This window comes from Peterkaempfera podocarpi (assembly GCF_042466665.1).
Lineage (GTDB): Bacteria > Actinomycetota > Actinomycetes > Streptomycetales > Streptomycetaceae > Peterkaempfera > Peterkaempfera podocarpi.
Genome location: NZ_CP162102.1, coordinates 5,202,833 through 5,219,288, shown reverse-complemented (window position 1 = coordinate 5,219,288; position 16,456 = coordinate 5,202,833). Strand labels below are relative to the sequence as shown.

Here is a 16,456-nt window from a genome sequence, read left to right as displayed (position 1 = left end):
CAGGGTGTCGATTGTTGTTGGAAACGGACAGGAGCGAACATGACTGCACAGGTGACGGTGACCGGTCTGGGAGCCACCACCCCGCTGGGCGGCGACGCACCCTCCACATGGGCCGCGATGCTGGCCGGGGAGTCCGGCATCGTCTCCCTGGACGACGACTGGGCCCAGGAGCTGCCGGTGCGGATCGCCGCCCGGCTCAGGGTGGAACCCACCACGGTGCTGGACCGGGTGCAGGCCCGCCGGATGGACCGCTGCGAGCAGGTGGCACTGGTCGCCGCACGCGAGGCCTGGGCCGACGCGGGCCGCCCGGCGGTGGACCCCGAACGGCTGGCGGTGGTCGTCGGCACCGGCACCGGAGGTGCGCTCAGCCTGCTCGGGCAGGACGACATCCTGGAGGCCTCCGGCGTCCGCAAGGTCTCCCCGCACACCGTGCCCATGCTGATGGCCAACGGCCCTGCGGCCTGGATCTCCATCGAGCTGGGTGCCAAGGGCGGCGCCCACACCCCGGTCAGCGCCTGCGCCTCCGGCGCCGAGGCCATCGCCCTGGGGATGGACCTGATCAGGCTCGGCAGGGCCGACGTGGTGGTCGCGGGCGGCGCGGAGGCCTGCATCCACCCGCTGCCACTGGCCGGGTTCGCCCAGGCCAAGGCCCACTCGACACGCAATGACGCACCCCAGGAGGCATCCCGTCCCTTCGACACTGGCCGGGACGGCTTCGTCATCGGGGAGGGCGCGGTGCTGCTGGTGCTGGAACGGGCCGAGTTCGCCGCCGCCCGGGGGGCACGGGCACATGCGACGCTGGCCGGAGCCGCGGTGACCTCGGACGCCCACCACATCACCGCCGCCCACCAGGACGGCCAGGTCCGCGCCATGCGGCGGGCGCTGGCCGATGCCGGGCTGGGCCCCCTGGACATCGGGCACATCCACGCGCACGCCACCTCCACCCCGCTGGGCGACCTGGTCGAGGCCCGCTCCATCGCCGAGGCCGTGGGCACCCATCCGGTCGTCACCGCCACCAAGTCGATGACCGGCCACCTCTTCGGCGCCGCCGGAGCCGCGGGCGCCCTCGCCGCCCTGCTCGCCGTACGCGACGGCGTCGTCCCGCCCACCCGCAACCTGACCGACCCGGACCCGGCGGTGGGACTCGACGTCGTCGCCGGCGGCCCCCGCACCGTGCGGCCGCGGGCCGCCCTCACCAACTCCTTCGGCTTCGGCGGCCACAACGCCTCACTGGTCCTCACCGCCGCGCCCTGACCCGGCCCGCGCCGCACCACCGCCGGCCCGGGGGCACCGGTGGTGCGGTCAGGCCCCGCAGTAGCCGGCCGGGGCCTTGGGGCCGCAGAACAGCCCCTTGTCGCCCACCGAAAGGGCGTCATTGGCGCGGTCGTAGGTCAGGACGACCGTGCCGCCCTGCGGGTAGTCCGGATTGCCCGACCCCCAGATGGCGGTGGCCGTGGGGCCCTTGACGGCTTTGATGACGCCCTCCGCATGGCCGCCGAGCCGCACCACATTGGTGACCGGGTCGGTGGAGTCGCACGCGGCGCTGCCACTGCCGCTGGTGGGGGCGCCGGGCGGACAGCTGCGGTAGGTGCGGTAGTCCAGTTCCAGCACCCCGTTCACCTCCACCGTCAGACGCATCGCATGGGAGTTCCACATCCCCAGGAACGGGGTGAGCTCACCGGCCTGCCACTGCTGCACGGACCCTCCGCCACCGGTCCCGGGCGCCGCGGGCGAGGCGGAGTCCGACGCCGCGGGCGAGGCGGGGGCGGACCCGGTCTGTCCCGGAGAGGCGGCCGGCCCGGTCGGCCCGGAGCTGTGCGAGGACGCGGGGGGCGCTCCCTGGGCGCCGACGCGGCCGCCGACATCGCGGCGCTGCAGCACCCACACGCCCGCCCCGCTTGCCGTCGCCACCGCCACAAAGACACCGGCCAGTACCAGGGCCAGCCGCCTGCGGGAGCGTCCGCCCGGCCCTGCGGCCGGGGCGCCGCCCAGACGTACCGGGGGTATCTCCGCGCCTCTCGGTGCGGCCGGGGCGACGGTGGCGGTGACGGTCGGGGCCCGGTCCAGGGCGGCGAGCCGGTCCGCGCGGTCCGACACATCGGCCGCGACCGGTGCGGGCAGCCAGGCCGCACCGGCCTCCGCCGCACCGCCCGCGGTGAACCGGGCCAGCACCTCGGCGGGGCCCGGACGCGTCTGCGGATCCTTGGCCAGCAGTCCGTCCAGCAGCGGCCGCAGTTCCTCCGGGACGCCGTCGAGCGCCGGCTCGTTGTGGGCGACCCGGTAGAGCACCGCAGGCGACGGGCCGTCACCGAAGGGTCCGCGGCCGCTTGCCGCGAAGGCCAGGACCGCGCCGAGCGAGAAGACGTCGCTGGCCGGGCCCACGGCATGGCCGTTGGCCTGCTCGGGGGACATATAGCCGGGCGATCCGATGATGTGGCCGGTGCCGGTGAGGGCAGTGGCGTCGGCGGCGCGCGCGATACCGAAGTCGATCACCCTCGGCCCGTCGGCGGCCAGCAGCACATTGGACGGCTTCAGATCACGGTGCACCAGCCCCGCGGCATGCACCGCGACCAGCGCCTCCGCCAGCCCGGCGGCCAGCGTCCGCCAGGCGGCACCGCCGAACGGGCCGTAGTGGTCCACCGCCTCCTGCAGCGAAGGCCCGGCAACATAGGACGTGGCCAGCCACGGCCGCTCCGCCTCGGTGTCCGCGTCCACCAGCGGAGCCGTGAACCCCCCGCTGACCGCCCGTGCCGCCGCCACCTCCCGGCGGAACCGCACCCGGAAACCGGGATCGTCGCAGAGCTCCGGCCGGATCACCTTCACGGCCACCGTACGGCCCCCCGGCGAGCGGCCCAGATACACCTGGCCCATCCCGCCCGCCCCCAGCCGGCCCAGCAGCACATACCCGCCGACCTTCCGGGGGTCCCCGTCCGCCAGCTCAGCCATCCGCCCCGTCCTCCCCGTGTACACCCGCCGATCGGCCCGAACGGCCCGGCAGCCGGAGGATATCCGCCCCGCACCGCGCACCCGACCACCGGAATCCGGTTGCCACGGGACGCCCTGGCGGACAAGATCGACCGGCATGGAGCATCCCCCCGAGACCCTGGCCCGGGGCGCCGTCCTGCTGCGCCGATGGCGCGCCCAGGACGCCGCCGTCGTGGACCGGATCGTCACCGAAGCCCTCGACCATCTGCTGCCCTGGATGCCCTGGGCCGCCGGGCACAGCGCGGCCACCGCTGCCGCCTACGTCGCGGAGTGCGAGCGGCAGTGGGCCTCCGGTGAGGCCTACCAGTACGCCATCACCTGCGACGGCGAGGAGATAGGCAGCTGTGCCCTGATGCGCCGGATCGGCCCCGGCGGGCTGGAGATCGGTTACTGGCTGGATCCGCGGTGGACCGGGCGGGGCCTGGCCACCACCGCCGTCCATGCCCTGGTGGAGGCCGCCTGCGCGCTGCCCGGCACCGAGCGGGTGGAGATCCACCATGACGCGGCCAACCTGGCCAGCGGCGCGGTCGCACAACGGGCCGGGTTCACCGAGGTGGTGCGCCTCCCGGACGAAGGCCCCCAGGCGCCCGCCCAGTGCGGTGTCGAGGTGATCCAGCGGCTCAGCCGCTGACCGGCGACGGGCGGCATCCGCAGCGCGGTCCTGACGGATGTCCACCTGACCGGCGGCTCGGGCGCGGATCAGACCGCAGCGCTCACCGCCGGGCGCTCCCCGCGGGCCGGACGACCGGGCGCACCCGTCCGGCGGCGGGACCGGTGCTGGACCAGGGCCCGGTCGCGGACCTGCGGCCGAGCAGCCACCCGTCGTCGGTGGACGCCCAGAACAGCACCTCCCGGCTGCGCTCCCAGCGGGCCAGGCGCCGCACGGAGAGCAGCAGCCCGGCACCGAGCCCGGCCACCGCCATCCCCGCCGCGGGGCCGGCCGCAAGGCCCGCCCCGGCGAGCACCAGCAGTCCGGCGAGCATCCGCAGGCCATTGTCAGCGCTGTGCCGGCGGCGGGTGAGCCGGGCAGGCTCCACGGTCACCGTGAAGGGCGCCCGCTGCGCGGCGGCGGCCCGGCTGCGCCACCAGGCCCGGCGGCGGACCGCTCCGTACACCGCCGCGGCCACGAACAGCCCGGCGCCGGCCACGGTCGCGGGCAGCCGCGGGACGAGCGTGGGGACCAGTGCCCCCGCCACCGCGCCCAGCACCCCCGTCCACACCATCGCCCTGGCGACGGCTGCCCGCACCACGGTGACCCTGGCCAGTGCATACGGCCCGCGCATAGCTGCCTCCCGAATCCCACTCGGCTGTCTCGACGTCGGCTGAGGAGGCTAACCCCGTTGTCTGAGAATCAGCTGGGTGCCGCCGGGTGCGTACCGGTGTCCGGCAGCCGGCGCCGGCCGCCGGTGCGGCGCCGACCGCTGTCCGGGGTGGGTGGCGTCCAGCCGGGCGCGGCGCTGATCCGGGCGACGGTCCCCTCGGGGCAGGGCCGGCCACGGGCGGCCCTGCCGCTGCTGACGGTCTCGGGCCCGGCCCAGGCCGGGTACGCGGTCATCGGCGCCACGACGGGCAGCCCCGGGCCGGCCGCAGCGGGCTGCGGGCCGCCTCGCACCCGGCGTCCGCGCGGTGGCCGTCCGAACCGGCCGGCAGCCCGCCGCGGCCGTCCTGCTGACGTGCGCTCCAGGCACGCGGGCAGGCGCCACGGCAGGCCCATCGCCGCAGACATTCTGACGGTGGATCAGTCCAGAAAGAGCCCTCGGGCGGCCGCGGTCTGCTCGAAGCACTCCAGACGGCCCTCCGCGTCCGGCAGTTCGTCGCACATCGCCTGGAGCAGCACCCGGCCCAGCATCATCGGGGCACACGCGGTGTCGAAGACCAGGCTGCTGCCGACCGCGGCCGGGATCAGCAGATCGGACATCCGGGAGACGGGCGCGAAGGCGCTGTCGGCGACGGTGACCACGGTGAGGCGGCAGTCGCGGGCTGCAGTGAGAGCTTCCATCAACTCCCGGGGGTAGCGGGGCAGGGCGAAGCACATCAGCGCGGAGGCGCCCGCCGCCGCGGACTGCTCGATGCGGTCGGTGAGCATGGAGCCGCCCTCGTCCAGCAGCCGGACGTCCGGGTGGACCTTGCCCGCGAAGTAGGCGAACCCGCGGGCCTGGGCGGCAGCGGCGCGCAGGCCCAGCACCGGCAGCGGACGGGAGGCTGCCAGCAGCCGGGCCGCCCTGAGCACCGGCTCCGGGTCCGCGAGCAGCTCGGCGAGCCGGCGCAGGTTCTCGATCTCGGCCAGCACGGCCCGCTGCTGCTCATTGCGCAGCGCATCGCCGGGCGACTCCGCGGGCCCGCCCGGGGCGGGCTCGGTCAGACCGAGGTCGCGCAGCTGCTTGCGCAGGTCCGGGTAGCCGTCGTAGCCCAGCGCGACCGCGAACCGGGTGACGGAGGGCTGGCTGACCCCGGCGAGCTCGGCCACCTCCACGCTGGAGAGGAAGGGCGAGTCGGCGGCGTGCTGCACCAGGGTGTGGGCGATACGGCGCTGGGTCGGGGTGAGCCGGTTCCCCTCGAAGAGCCGCAGCAGACGGGCGGAGGGGCCGAGCGCCTCGTCGGCGGTGGTCATGGATCTCCTTGTTGCGGGCCGTGATTCAGCCACTGCTGACTGTGCATGACGTCATTCAGCGGAGCAAGGCATTTCTTGCCTGTCTCACCCGACGGAACGGACCGACCCGGAGTTGTCCCTGAGCCGTCCCCGAATCCACCCCGAAGAGGCTCGACGGCGCCCCCGGCCGGGTCCACCCTGACGGGTATGGAGCCTCCCCGCACCGAGTTGCAGAAGGACCTTGACGCGGCCGTGCAGACCCGCAAGGAGCTTGGCGCCGAGTATGAGTCGGAGATCGTCGACTCATTCCTGGCCAGGGTCGACGCCCGCCTGGACGAACGGGTCGAGCGCCGGGTCGCGGACCGCCTCGCCGAGTACGGACCGCCGATGCGCCGCCCCGGCCGGGACGGGCGGTTCGCGCCCCGGCTGGCGGTGGTCTCGATGGCCCTGGGCATCCCGCTGTCCGGCGTCGGCGGCGCCACTGCCGGGGCGACGGGACTGATGGTGGTGTGGGCCGGGATCGTCGGGGTCAACGTCGCCGCCTCGCTCAGCGACCGGCGGGAACAGCGGGAGCAGCGGCAGCGCAGAAGCGGCCTGGAGTAGCCGAGCGGTCCCGCGCCACCACCGGCGGCGCGGGCCCGCCCTGCGCGCCCCCCGCGCCGCGCGGCGCGGGTGACCGGGCCCCCCGCGCGGGCGCCGCGGGCCGCGCGTCCGGCCCCGCAGTGGCGAGGACCGGTCGCGCGGCTTCGGGCACTCCCGGGGAGCCGCATGGCTCAGGCCAGCGGTCCCGTGACGTCCTCGACCGCGGCGATCAGGCCGCCGCCCGCCACCAGGGCGGCTGCGGCGTCCAGGTCGGGGGCGAGGAAGCGGTCCGGGCCGACACCGCCGACACCGGCCGCCCGTGTGGCGGCCAGCGCCGCGGCGGTGGCGGGGGCCAGCGGGTCGGTGTCGCGGGAGGTGTAGGCGTCGCGGCGGATCTCCAGGGCCCGGGCGGCGGCGGTGAGCTCCACCGCGAGGATGCGGCCCAGGTTGTCGACGGCGGTGCGCAGCTTGCGGGCGGCGGACCAGCCCATGGAGACATGGTCCTCCTGCATCGCCGAGGAGGGGATGGAGTCCACCGAGGCCGGCACGGCGAGCCGCTTGTTCTCGCTGACCAGGGCCGCCTGGGTGTACTGGGCGATCATCAGCCCGGAGTCGACGCCCGGGTCGTCGGCGAGGAACGGCGGGAGGCCGTGGGAGCGGTTCTTGTCCAGCAGCCGGTCGGTGCGGCGCTCCGCGATGGAGCCCAGGTCCGCGGCGGCGACGGCGAGGAAGTCCAGGACGTAGGCGACGGGGGCGCCGTGGAAGTTGCCGTTGGACTCCACCCGGCCGTCCGGCAGCACCACCGGGTTGTCGACGGCGGCGGCCAGTTCGCGGTCGGCGACCAGCTGCGCATGGGCCAGGGTGTCGCGGCCGGCGCCGGCGACCTGCGGGGCGCAGCGGATGGAGTAGGCGTCCTGGACCCGCGGGGCGTCGTCCTGGTGGTGGCCGGTGAGGCCGGAGCCGGCGAGCACCGCGAGCATATTGGCGGCGGAGGCGGCCTGGCCGGGGTGCGGGCGGATGGCGTGCAGCTCGGGGGCGAGCACCTTCTCGGTGCCGAGCAGTGCCTCCATGGACATGGCGGCGGTGATGTCGGCGGTGGTGAACAGCCGGGCGAGGTCGGCGCAGGCCATCAGCAGCATGCCGAGCATGCCGTCGGTGCCGTTGATGAGGGCCAGGCCCTCCTTCTCGTGCAGCTCGACGGGGGTGATGCCGGCCTCGGCCAGCAGCTCCGCGGTCGGGCGCACGGTGCCGTCGGGACCGGCCGCCTCGCCCTCGCCCATAAGGACCAGGGCGCAGTGGGAGAGCGGTGCCAGGTCGCCGGAGCAGCCCAGGGAGCCGTACTCGCGGACGACGGGGGTGATGCCGGCGTTGAGGACGGCGGCCATGGTCTCGGCGATCAGCGGGCGGACCCCGGTGCGGCCGGAGGCGAGGGTCTTCAGCCGGAGCAGCATCAGGGCGCGGACCACCTCGCGCTCGACCGCCGGGCCCATCCCGGCGGCGTGCGAGCGGACCAGGGAGCGCTGCAGCTGGGCGCGGAGTTCGGGGCTGATGTGGCGGACGGCGAGGGCGCCGAATCCGGTGGAGACTCCGTAGACGGGACGCGGTTCGGCGGCGAGTGCGTCGATGCGGGCGCGCGAGGCGGCCATCTCGTCGCGGGCGTCGGCGGTGAGCTCCACCCTGGCGCTGCCGCGGGCGACCGCGAGCACATCGGATGCGCTGAGATTAGCCTTGCCGACCGGTACCACCGAGCTGTGCATATCCATATGCACATTCTCATCAGGTGAATGGCACTATGACAACCCGGATGGAACTCCAGGACCGGGGAAGGGTCGCGGCATGGGACGGGTGACCGAGCGCCGACGCGTGGTGCGGCTGCGGGACGGCGTGAGCAGCGTACGGCCGGACTCACTGGCCGCCGAGGAACCACTGGAGATCCGGCTGGGCGGCCAGTCCCTCACAGTGACCATGCGCACCCCCGGGCACGACTTCGACCTGGTCGCCGGCTTCCTGGTGTCCGAGGGCCTCGCGCACTCCGCCGACCAGCTGGCCGCCCTGCGCTACTGCGCGGGCACCGACGCCGACGGCGCCAACACCTACAACGTCGTCGACGCCACCGTCGCAACGCCGCCGGCCCGCCGGTCTCGCTGCACCGCAACCTGCTCACCTCCAGCGCCTGCGGCATCTGCGGCCGGGACACGGTGGACGCGGTCCGCACCCGCTCCCACTGGGACGTCACCGCCGACCCCGTGCAGCTCGACCCCGAGGTGCTCTATGCGCTGCCCGACCGGCTGCGGGCCGCCCAGAAGGCCTTCGACACCACCGGCGGCCTGCACGCCGCCGGGCTCTTCACCGCGGACGGCGAACTGCTCTGCGCCCGCGAGGACGTGGGCCGCCACAACGCGGTGGACAAGACCGTGGGCTGGGCACTGCGCCAGGGGCTGCTCCCGCTGGCCGGGCATGTGCTGATGGTCAGCGGACGGGCCTCCTTCGAGCTCACCCAGAAGGCCGCCATGGCGGGCATCCCCGTGCTGGCCGCCGTCTCCGCCCCCTCCGGCCTGGCCGTCGACCTCGCCGCCGAACTCGGCCTCACCCTGGTCGGCTTCCTGCGCGGCCGCTCTGCCAACCTCTACGCCGGAGCCCATCGCGTCAAGGGCGCCCCCGCAGATATGTGACAGCCAGTCAGTCCGTCAGTCCGCCAGTCCGCCAGTCCGCCAGTCCGTCAGTCCGGCGGGGAGGCCGGCCCGGACACCGCCACCGCCACCAGCGCCCGCAGCACCGGCCCGACACCGGCGAGCGGCAGCGTGGACTCGTCGGCGAAGATCTCGATCAGCCAGCCCCCCGCAGGGTTGGTCGCACCCGCGGCCACCATGCCCCGGTAGCCGCCGACCACCAGCATCGCCTCCTCCGCCGGCTCATTGCCCTGACTGCCGGTGCGCAGCACAAACGCGTCGCCCCGCACCGCCCGGTCGGTCAGCGGATAGGACCGCAGGTCGAAGACCGCGTCCGGGGCCTCGTTCAGCGCCCGCTGCGCCTCCGCCCCGGCGGTGCCCGGCCCACGGGTCATCCGGTGCACCGAGTAGCGCACCGTACGCATCCCCCGGGCGCCCGGCGGCACATACGACACCCACCAGGCGACGGCGTCCAGCATCCGCGAGGTGGTCTCGGCGACGGCCACCAGCCTGCCGGTGGTGTCGGCCGGGTGGGCCACCCGCACCGGCCGCCCGTCCGCGGTGTGGCCCGCGTCCAGCTCGGCCAGCACCGCCGCCAGCAGCTGACCGGCGTCGGCGCTGTGCAGTGCGCCGCGGAACCGTCTGCGGTCGCCGCGGCGCCCGTTGCGGCCGTTGCGGGCACGGTTCGCACTGTCAGCGGCATCCGCCAGCTGAAGCACCGCGTCCGGCGCCCGCCCGCGCCCGGCCACCACCGGCCGGGCGGCACGGGCGGCCTTGGCCCGGTACTGGGCGGCGTCCGCCAGCCGGAAGAGCCGGTCGGCCGTGGTGACCGGGCCGATCGGATCCCCCGTGGAGGCGATCCCGCAGGCCACCCCCTCGCCCTCACCCAGCTCCAGCGCCCGTACGCACAGGTCCTCGGCGACCCGCACCACCTCGTCGGCCCCCTGCCCCTCCGCCAGCAGGCAGAACTCGTCGCCGCCGAGCCGGGCCGCGATGCTGCCCGGCAGCATCGCACCGCAGAGCGACAGCAGGCCCCCGAAGCGCTCCAGCAGGCGGTCGCCCACCTCATGCCCGTGCAGGTCGTTGATCCGCTTCAGCCCGTTGACGTCGCAGACCACCAGGGAGACCACCGCTCCGCTGCGGCGGTGCTCCTCCAGCGCCGCGTCCAGCCGGCCGTCGACCGCCCTGCGGTTGGCCAGCCCCGTCAGCGGGTCGGTGAACGCCAGCCGCCGCAGGTCCTCCAGCCGCTCGGTCTGCGCCAGCCCCGCCGAGATCTGCGCCGCCACCAGCGTCGCGAAGTCGGTGTCGCCCGCGGAGAAGACCGGGCTGTCCTCGGTCCTCGCCAGATACAGCTCGCCCCACGCCCGCCCGTGCAGCACGATCGGCGCCACCAGGCAGCACGACCGGCCCCGGCGGCGCAGTCCGGCCGCCCGCTCCCGGGCGAAGGTGACGCTCTGCGCCGGGGCCCCCTCGGGCGCCTCCGTCACATCCTCCTCCGCCGTCTGCACCCATGCCCGAGGCAGCCTGCGCTGGGAGTCCAGGAAGTTGACCACCTCCGGGAAGTCCGCCACCGGGTACGACTCGTCCTCCGGCAGCGGCTCCTCCCCCGGGGCGAGGTCGCCGTGGTTCACCAGCACCCGCAGCCGTCCGGACTCCCGGTCCCACACCGACACCGCCGCCATCGCGGCGCCCAGCACCTTGCGGGCCCGGCCCGCCGCCACCTGCACCGCCTCCAGCGGGGACTGCGCGGCTGCCATGGCCTGGGCGAGCTCGACGACCGCACGCAACCGCTCGTCCGGGTCCGTCACCGCGGGGGCTTCCACCGCCCGCTGCGCCTTGCCGCCCAAGGTGTCCCTCGCCTCCGCCCGGTGGGTCAAGATTATGGTGGCTTTGCCACGATATGCCCGTTCCATTGCCCTGCGCCCAGGTCCGTACAGTCCCCCCCCCGCCCGGAGCCGGCGCCGCCATCGGTGCGGCACGATCCGCGGTGTCGCCGACGAGCGGCCCACGGCAGCCGGGCCGCCCAAGAGCTACGGGGCCGGCTGCACCGCTGCCATGCACTGTGCCGCGCGGGTGACCCGGGGCGGCCGTGCGCGCCCCACCGTCCGCCCGGCCGTCCGCTCCAGGCGGGTGAGGGCCCGGCGCGACCCCGGGACGTACCCCGTCAGATGTGCTCCGTCAGATGTGCTCCGTCAGATGTGCTCCGCACGGCGGGTGAGCAGCCAGGGCTCGACCAGCCCCAGACCCCGGACCGGACGGCGCCACATCGGCTGGAGGTGGAAGCGGTACGTGGGAAGCGCGGCCTGCTCCACCGCCTGGACCGGCCCGCCGGGGGCGATGCCCGCCGCGGCCACGGCCGAGAGGGCGTCGGCCACACCGACCGGAGGGGCGCCCGGGGCGACGGAGGACGGCACCGCCCCCTCCCGCTCCAGCGCCGCCGCGAACTCCCCGTCGATCAGCACCGCGTCCTTGGGCGCGATGGAGGTGAGCCTGCTGGCCAGATTGACGGTGGTGCCGAACACATCGCCCATCCGGGAGGTCACCGTGCCAAAGGCCATGCCGACCCGCAGCGCGGGCATGGAGTCGTCCTTGGTGAGGGTCTCCACCAGGGCAAGGCCGATCTCGGCGGCCACCGCCGGGTCGTCGGAGACATACAGCACCTCGTCGCCGAGGGTCTTGATGAGGCGCCCGCCATGCCCGGCGACCAGGTCGGCGCAGGTGGACTCGAAGGTCTCGACCAGTTCGCCGAGCTCCTCCTCCTCCAGCCGCCGGGACAGCCGGGTGAACCCCACCAGGTCGGCGAAGCCGACCGCCAGCCGGCCGCTGGTGACCTCCTCGTCCTCCGCGGCCTGGACGACCCGCCCGGTCACCGCCGCCAGCTGCCGCCGCCACACATAGACCAGGAACTCCTCCAGTTCCGGGAGGAGCAGCTGCACCAGCGGATAGACATCGGCCCGCGACAGACCGGGCTCGACGGACTGGGTGAGGTTCTCCAGGAAGGTGTCCATCTGCCACTCGGCGAGCCGGGCGGTGGTCTGCCCGGTGGAGCGTGCGACCTGGATCGCCATGGACTCGCTGAGCAGCCCCGACTCCACCAGCCCGGCCAGCCGCCGCAGCGCGATGACGTCCGCGTCGGTCAGCGCCCGGGACTGGCCGATGTCGGGAAAGCCCATGGCACGCCAGAAGCGGCTGGCCAGCTCCATGGGGACACCTGCGGTCCGCGCGGCCTGGTACGGGGTGTACTTGCGCGCGGCGTCGAGGATCAGCTGCTCCAGCTTGAGCGAGACCGTGCTGTCGTCGTCCTCCTCGTGCGGGAGGGAGTGGTGCTGGTGTCCCGCCGGGTCGGCATCGTGGTCGGGCAGCCGCTCCTGCGTGGTGCCGTCGTCGTCTGTCACCGTTCCATCCCCGTGCGGTCGCCGCACTTGTACGCCGTCGAGTCCGCCGTAGAGCCGAGCCGGCGGCCCCGGCCTGCCGCAGTGGCCTGCCTCACACCGCCGCCCTGTGGAATGTTCGCACGGAATCGCCGGGTCCGGAGCATCCGGCCGGGATGCGGACCGACGTTTCCGAGCTTCGGACGCTGCTCACCGCTGGTCCGGTTGCGGCCGTACGTGCACGACGTCCCCGGCGCCCACCGCCTGCTCCGTTCCGTCGGCGGTGCGCACGACCAGCCGCCCGTCGCCGTCGATCGAGACGGCCCGGCCCAGCAGCTCGCGGTCACCGGGCAGTTGGACGCGGACGGACCGGCCGATGGTGGTGCAGCGGGCGGTGTAGGCGGGGAGCAGGCCACTGGCGTGCGGGTCGCCGCCGGCCTGCCGCCACTCCTCGTAGAGATCGGCGAACTCGCGCAGCAGAGCCCGCAGCAGGGTGTCACGGTCGGTGACGGCGGCTCCGGCCAGGGCGAGGGAGGCGGCCGTCGGGACGGGCAGCTCGTCCTGGCGCAGCGAGACATTGATCCCGATGCCGGGGACGAGGGCGTCGCCGGCCAGTTCGGTGAGGATTCCGCCGATCTTGCGTTCGCCGCCGTCCATGGTGACCTGCAGGTCATTGGGCCATTTGAGGCCGACATCGAGTTCTGCGACCCGGCTGAGGGTCGCGGCCGCGGCGACGCCGACCAGCAGCGGCATCCAGCCGTAGCGCTCGGTGGGGACATCGGGGCCGGGGCGCAGCAGCAGGGAGAGGAAGAGCCCGGAGCGGGCCGGGGCGCTCCACTGCCGTTCCAGCCGGCCGCGCCCGGCGTTCTGCTCCTCGGCGACCAGCACCGCCCCCTCCGCCTCCCCGGCGCGCCCGCGGGCGGCCAGGTCGCTGTTGGTCGACCCGGTCTCGGTGACGACCTCCAGCGAGGTCCACAGCCCACCGGGGACGACCAGGGCGCGCCGCAGCCGGGCGGCGTCCAGCGGCGGCCGCTCCAGGTCCGTCCAGGGGGAGGGCCCGTTGCCGGTGAAGCCCCTGAGTCCGCTGATGCGGCGGCTCCCGCCGCCCGGTTCCTCGGTCACAGCGCCAGCCTATGCGGGGGCGCTCCCGACCGCTTGACCGCTCCCGCTGTGGGCACACATCGGTCAGGGATGCACTGTGGTGCTCGCCATAATGACAACGCCCGCGTGATGGCTACGCTACGCAGTGGTAATGATCCGCGCCGTCCGATCGGGTACGGCAGCGACCGCGGCGCGCTGAGGCCGCAACCAACTTCTAGGGAGACGCGCGGGATGGCCGGAGCGGAGACCGAGATCGATATCCACACCACCGCCGGGAAGATCGCGGACCTGCAGCGGCGGATCGACGAAGCCGTGCACTCCGGTTCCGCCCGCGCGGTGGAGAAGCAGCACGCCAAGGGCAAGATGACCGCCCGCGAGCGGGTGGCCCAGCTGCTGGACGAGGACTCCTTCGTGGAGTTCGACGAGTTCGCCCGGCACCGCTCCACCAACTTCGGCCAGCAGAAGCTCCGCCCCTACGGCGACGGCGTGGTGACCGGCTACGGCACGGTGGACGGCCGGCCGGTGGCGGTCTTCGCGCAGGACTTCACGGTCTTCGGCGGCTCGCTGGGCGAGGTCTTCGGCGAGAAGATCGTCAAGGTGATGGACTTCGCGCTGAAGACCGGCTGCCCGGTCATCGGCATCAACGACTCCGGCGGCGCCCGCATCCAGGAGGGCGTGGCCTCCCTCGGCCTGTACGGGGAGATCTTCCGCCGCAATGTGCACGCCTCCGGGGTGATCCCGCAGATCTCGCTGATCATGGGCCCCTGCGCGGGTGGCGCGGTCTACTCCCCCGCGATCACCGACTTCGTGGTGATGGCCGACCAGACCTCGCACATGTTCATCACCGGCCCGGACGTCATCAAGACGGTCACCGGCGAGGACGTGGGCTTCGAGGAGCTGGGCGGCGCCCGCGCCCACAACACCAAGTCCGGTGTGGCGCACCACATGGCGGCCGACGAGAAGGAGGCCGTCGAGTACGTCAAGGCCCTCCTGTCCTATCTGCCCTCCAACAACCTGGAGGAGCCGCCGGTCTACCCCGAGGAGGCCGACCTCGCCACCTCGGCGGAGGACCTGGAGCTGGACGCCGTCGTCCCGGACTCCGCCAACCAGCCGTACGACATGCACAAGGTCATCGAGCACGTACTGGACGACGGCGAGTTCCTGGAGACCCAGGCGCTCTTCGCCCCCAACATCGTCACCGGTTTCGGACGGGTCGAGGGCCGGGCGGTGGGTGTGGTGGCCAACCAGCCGATGCAGTTCGCCGGCTGCCTGGACATCGACGCCAGCGAGAAGGCGGCCCGCTTCGTCCGCACCTGCGACGCCTTCAACATCCCGGTGCTGACCTTTGTCGATGTGCCGGGCTTCCTGCCGGGCGCCGGCCAGGAGTGGGACGGGATCATCCGCCGCGGCGCCAAGCTGATCTACGCCTATGCCGAGGCCACCGTGCCGCTGGTCACCGTGATCACCCGCAAGGCCTTCGGCGGTGCCTACGACGTCATGGGCTCCAAGCACCTGGGCGCCGACCTCAACCTGGCGTGGCCGACCGCCCAGATCGCGGTGATGGGCGCCCAGGGCGCGGTCAACATCCTGCACCGCCGGGAGATCGCCGAGGCGGACGACCAGGAGACCCGGCGGGCCGAGCTGATCGCCGACTACGAGGACACCCTGCTCAACCCGTATGTCGCCGCGGAGCGCGGCTACATCGACGCGGTGATCCTGCCCTCGGAGACCCGGCAGCACATCGTCCGGGGGCTGCGGGCACTGCGCAACAAGCGCGAGGCGCTGCCGCCCAAGAAGCACGGGAACATCCCCCTCTGACCCCCCTCCCCTACGCACCCCTGGAGCGCACCATGGCCCCCATCAAGGTGCTGCACGGGCAGCCCACCCCCGAGGAGCTCGCCGCCGTCATGGCGGTGGTCTCGGCCCGGGCCGCAGCGGCGTCCGCGGCGGCCGCCGCCCGGCGCGCCGCCGGCGGCCCGGTCTCCACCTGGGCCGACCGCTCCGCCGCCATGCGCCGGATGCAGGCCCCGGGCCCCCACTCCTGGCGCACCTCCGCCTGGGCCCACTGAGGTCAGGGCCCGCTGAGGTCCGGGACCGCTGAGGTCCGGGCCCGCTGAGCCCGGGCGACCGGTCCGGCTCCGGCTCCGGCCGGGGGCGCTCCGCCCCCGGCCGGGGCACGGGAAGCACCGCGGTGAACGCCTCACCGGCGGAGCGCCGGGTGCGCGGCTCCCGGCGCCCCGGGAGCCGCGCACTCCGGGCCCTGGGGCCCGTCCGTGCAGCTCGCGGCCGACACGGGGGCCGGCGGGACGGATCTGAGTATGCGTACTCAGGCGGCCGGGCCCGGGCCGGGCGCACCATCGGGGTGTGCTCTGGTCCGACCCCCGCGACGAACCGTCGCCCGAAGGGCGGCGCGCGCAGGCGATGATGCGCCGGGCGGGCGTCGTCATCGCCGTCTTCGCGGTCCTGGTGCTGGTGCTGCTGGTGTACTAGCGCCGCCCTCTAGGCTGTTGCGCATGAGCGACCGCCGCACCCTTGTACTCGCCTCCGCCTCTCCCGCCCGGCTGGGCCTGCTGCGGCAGGCCGGGCTCGACCCCCAGGTGATCGTGAGCGGGGTGGACGAGGACGCACTGAGCGCCGCCACCCCCGGCGAGCTGGCGCTGCTGCTGGCCGAGGCCAAGGCGGGCGCGGTCGCCGACCGGCTGGCTGCGGAACCGGGCCGGTACGACAGTCCGCTGGTGATCGGCTGCGACTCGGTGCTGGACCTGGACGGGGAGGCCCTGGGCAAGCCCGCCGACGCCGCGGAGGCCACCGCCCGCTGGCAGGCGATGCGCGGACGGGAGGGGGTGCTCCGCACCGGACACTGCGTCATCGACACCGCCAACGGCGCCCGCTCCGCGGCCACCGCCTCCACCGTGGTGCGCTTCGGGACCCCCGACGACGACGAGATCGCCGCCTATGTCGCCTCCGGTGAACCGCTGCACGTCGCCGGCGCATTCACCCTGGACGGACGGTCGGCACCGTTCCTGGCGGGCATCGACGGCGACCACGGCAATGTGATCGGGCTGTCGCTGCCGCTGCTGCGCGGGCTGCTGTCCGATGTCGGGGTGCGGATCACCGACCTGTGGGCGTGACAGCGCCCGGCCGGTAGTGTGACCGCC

Annotated in this window: 15 protein-coding genes and 1 pseudogene; 8 read left to right on the top strand and 8 right to left on the bottom strand. The window is 74.4% G+C overall.

Annotated elements, in window-relative coordinates; translation table 11 throughout:
* Positions 1-39: 39 nt before the first annotated feature.
* Entirely contained in the window at positions 40-1,254 is a 1,215-nt protein-coding gene (locus tag AB0761_RS23050) for a beta-ketoacyl-[acyl-carrier-protein] synthase family protein (RefSeq protein WP_377271021.1), read from the top strand.
* A 48-nt stretch (positions 1,255-1,302) separates the two neighbouring features.
* On the opposite strand, the gene AB0761_RS23045 is transcribed toward AB0761_RS23050, so the two are convergent.
* Entirely contained in the window at positions 1,303-2,946 is a 1,644-nt protein-coding gene (locus tag AB0761_RS23045; RefSeq protein WP_377271020.1) for a serine/threonine-protein kinase, read from the bottom strand.
* Between the two features lie 136 nt (positions 2,947-3,082).
* Between AB0761_RS23045 and AB0761_RS23040 the strand changes: the two genes are divergently transcribed.
* Positions 3,083-3,616, top strand: coding sequence for a GNAT family N-acetyltransferase (locus tag AB0761_RS23040; RefSeq protein ID WP_377271019.1), 534 nt, complete (start codon positions 3,083-3,085; stop codon positions 3,614-3,616).
* A gap of 82 nt (positions 3,617-3,698) precedes the next feature.
* On the opposite strand, the gene AB0761_RS23035 is transcribed toward AB0761_RS23040, so the two are convergent.
* The 3 genes from AB0761_RS23035 to AB0761_RS23025 all read right to left on the bottom strand — a co-directional run bounded on the left by AB0761_RS23035 (position 3,699) and on the right by AB0761_RS23025 (position 5,596).
* Positions 3,699-4,268, bottom strand: a complete 570-nt coding sequence (locus AB0761_RS23035) for a hypothetical protein (RefSeq protein WP_377271018.1) — start codon at positions 4,266-4,268, stop codon at positions 3,699-3,701.
* Between the two features lie 68 nt (positions 4,269-4,336).
* Entirely contained in the window at positions 4,337-4,540 is a 204-nt protein-coding gene (locus tag AB0761_RS23030) for a hypothetical protein (protein WP_377271017.1), read from the bottom strand.
* Positions 4,541-4,723: 183 nt separating this feature from the next.
* Positions 4,724-5,596 (bottom strand): MurR/RpiR family transcriptional regulator, encoded by an 873-nt coding sequence (locus AB0761_RS23025; protein ID WP_377271016.1) that lies wholly within the window; start codon positions 5,594-5,596, stop codon positions 4,724-4,726.
* Between the two features lie 186 nt (positions 5,597-5,782).
* On the opposite strand from AB0761_RS23025, the gene AB0761_RS23020 reads away from it, so the two are divergent.
* Positions 5,783-6,178 carry a hypothetical protein gene (locus AB0761_RS23020; protein ID WP_377271015.1) on the top strand — a complete coding sequence of 132 codons (396 nt, stop codon included), beginning with the start codon at positions 5,783-5,785 and terminating at the stop codon, positions 6,176-6,178.
* Positions 6,179-6,348: 170 nt separating this feature from the next.
* Here the strand turns inward: AB0761_RS23020 and hutH are convergent, their stop codons facing one another.
* Positions 6,349-7,914: a histidine ammonia-lyase gene (gene hutH, locus AB0761_RS23015; RefSeq protein ID WP_377274274.1), complete on the bottom strand. Its 1,566-nt coding sequence runs from the start codon at positions 7,912-7,914 to the stop codon at positions 6,349-6,351.
* Positions 7,915-7,993: 79 nt separating this feature from the next.
* Here hutH and fdhD point away from each other — a divergent pair.
* Positions 7,994-8,829: pseudogene (gene fdhD, locus AB0761_RS23010) on the top strand (formate dehydrogenase accessory sulfurtransferase FdhD).
* A gap of 47 nt (positions 8,830-8,876) precedes the next feature.
* Here fdhD and AB0761_RS23005 read toward each other — a convergent pair.
* The 3 genes from AB0761_RS23005 to AB0761_RS22995 all read right to left on the bottom strand — a co-directional run bounded on the left by AB0761_RS23005 (position 8,877) and on the right by AB0761_RS22995 (position 13,286).
* Positions 8,877-10,703: a diguanylate cyclase domain-containing protein gene (locus AB0761_RS23005; protein WP_377271014.1), complete on the bottom strand. Its 1,827-nt coding sequence runs from the start codon at positions 10,701-10,703 to the stop codon at positions 8,877-8,879.
* Between the two features lie 315 nt (positions 10,704-11,018).
* Positions 11,019-12,188: an adenylate/guanylate cyclase domain-containing protein gene (locus AB0761_RS23000; protein ID WP_377274273.1), complete on the bottom strand. Its 1,170-nt coding sequence runs from the start codon at positions 12,186-12,188 to the stop codon at positions 11,019-11,021.
* Between the two features lie 219 nt (positions 12,189-12,407).
* Positions 12,408-13,286 carry a biotin--[acetyl-CoA-carboxylase] ligase gene (locus AB0761_RS22995; protein WP_377274272.1) on the bottom strand — a complete coding sequence of 293 codons (879 nt, stop codon included), beginning with the start codon at positions 13,284-13,286 and terminating at the stop codon, positions 12,408-12,410.
* A gap of 243 nt (positions 13,287-13,529) precedes the next feature.
* Here AB0761_RS22995 and AB0761_RS22990 point away from each other — a divergent pair, with 243 nt between their 5' ends.
* From AB0761_RS22990 to AB0761_RS22975, 4 genes are all read left to right on the top strand, one after another.
* Positions 13,530-15,116, top strand: coding sequence for an acyl-CoA carboxylase subunit beta (locus AB0761_RS22990; RefSeq protein ID WP_377271013.1), 1,587 nt, complete (start codon positions 13,530-13,532; stop codon positions 15,114-15,116).
* A 32-nt stretch (positions 15,117-15,148) separates the two neighbouring features.
* Entirely contained in the window at positions 15,149-15,367 is a 219-nt protein-coding gene (locus AB0761_RS22985; RefSeq protein WP_377271012.1) for an acyl-CoA carboxylase epsilon subunit, read from the top strand.
* A 295-nt stretch (positions 15,368-15,662) separates the two neighbouring features.
* On the top strand, positions 15,663-15,788 hold the full coding sequence (mmpB, locus tag AB0761_RS22980; protein ID WP_377271011.1) for a morphogenic membrane protein MmpB: 126 nt from the start codon (positions 15,663-15,665) through the stop codon (positions 15,786-15,788).
* A gap of 23 nt (positions 15,789-15,811) precedes the next feature.
* Positions 15,812-16,429: a Maf family protein gene (locus AB0761_RS22975; RefSeq protein ID WP_377271009.1), complete on the top strand. Its 618-nt coding sequence runs from the start codon at positions 15,812-15,814 to the stop codon at positions 16,427-16,429.
* Positions 16,430-16,456: the final 27 nt, after the last annotated feature.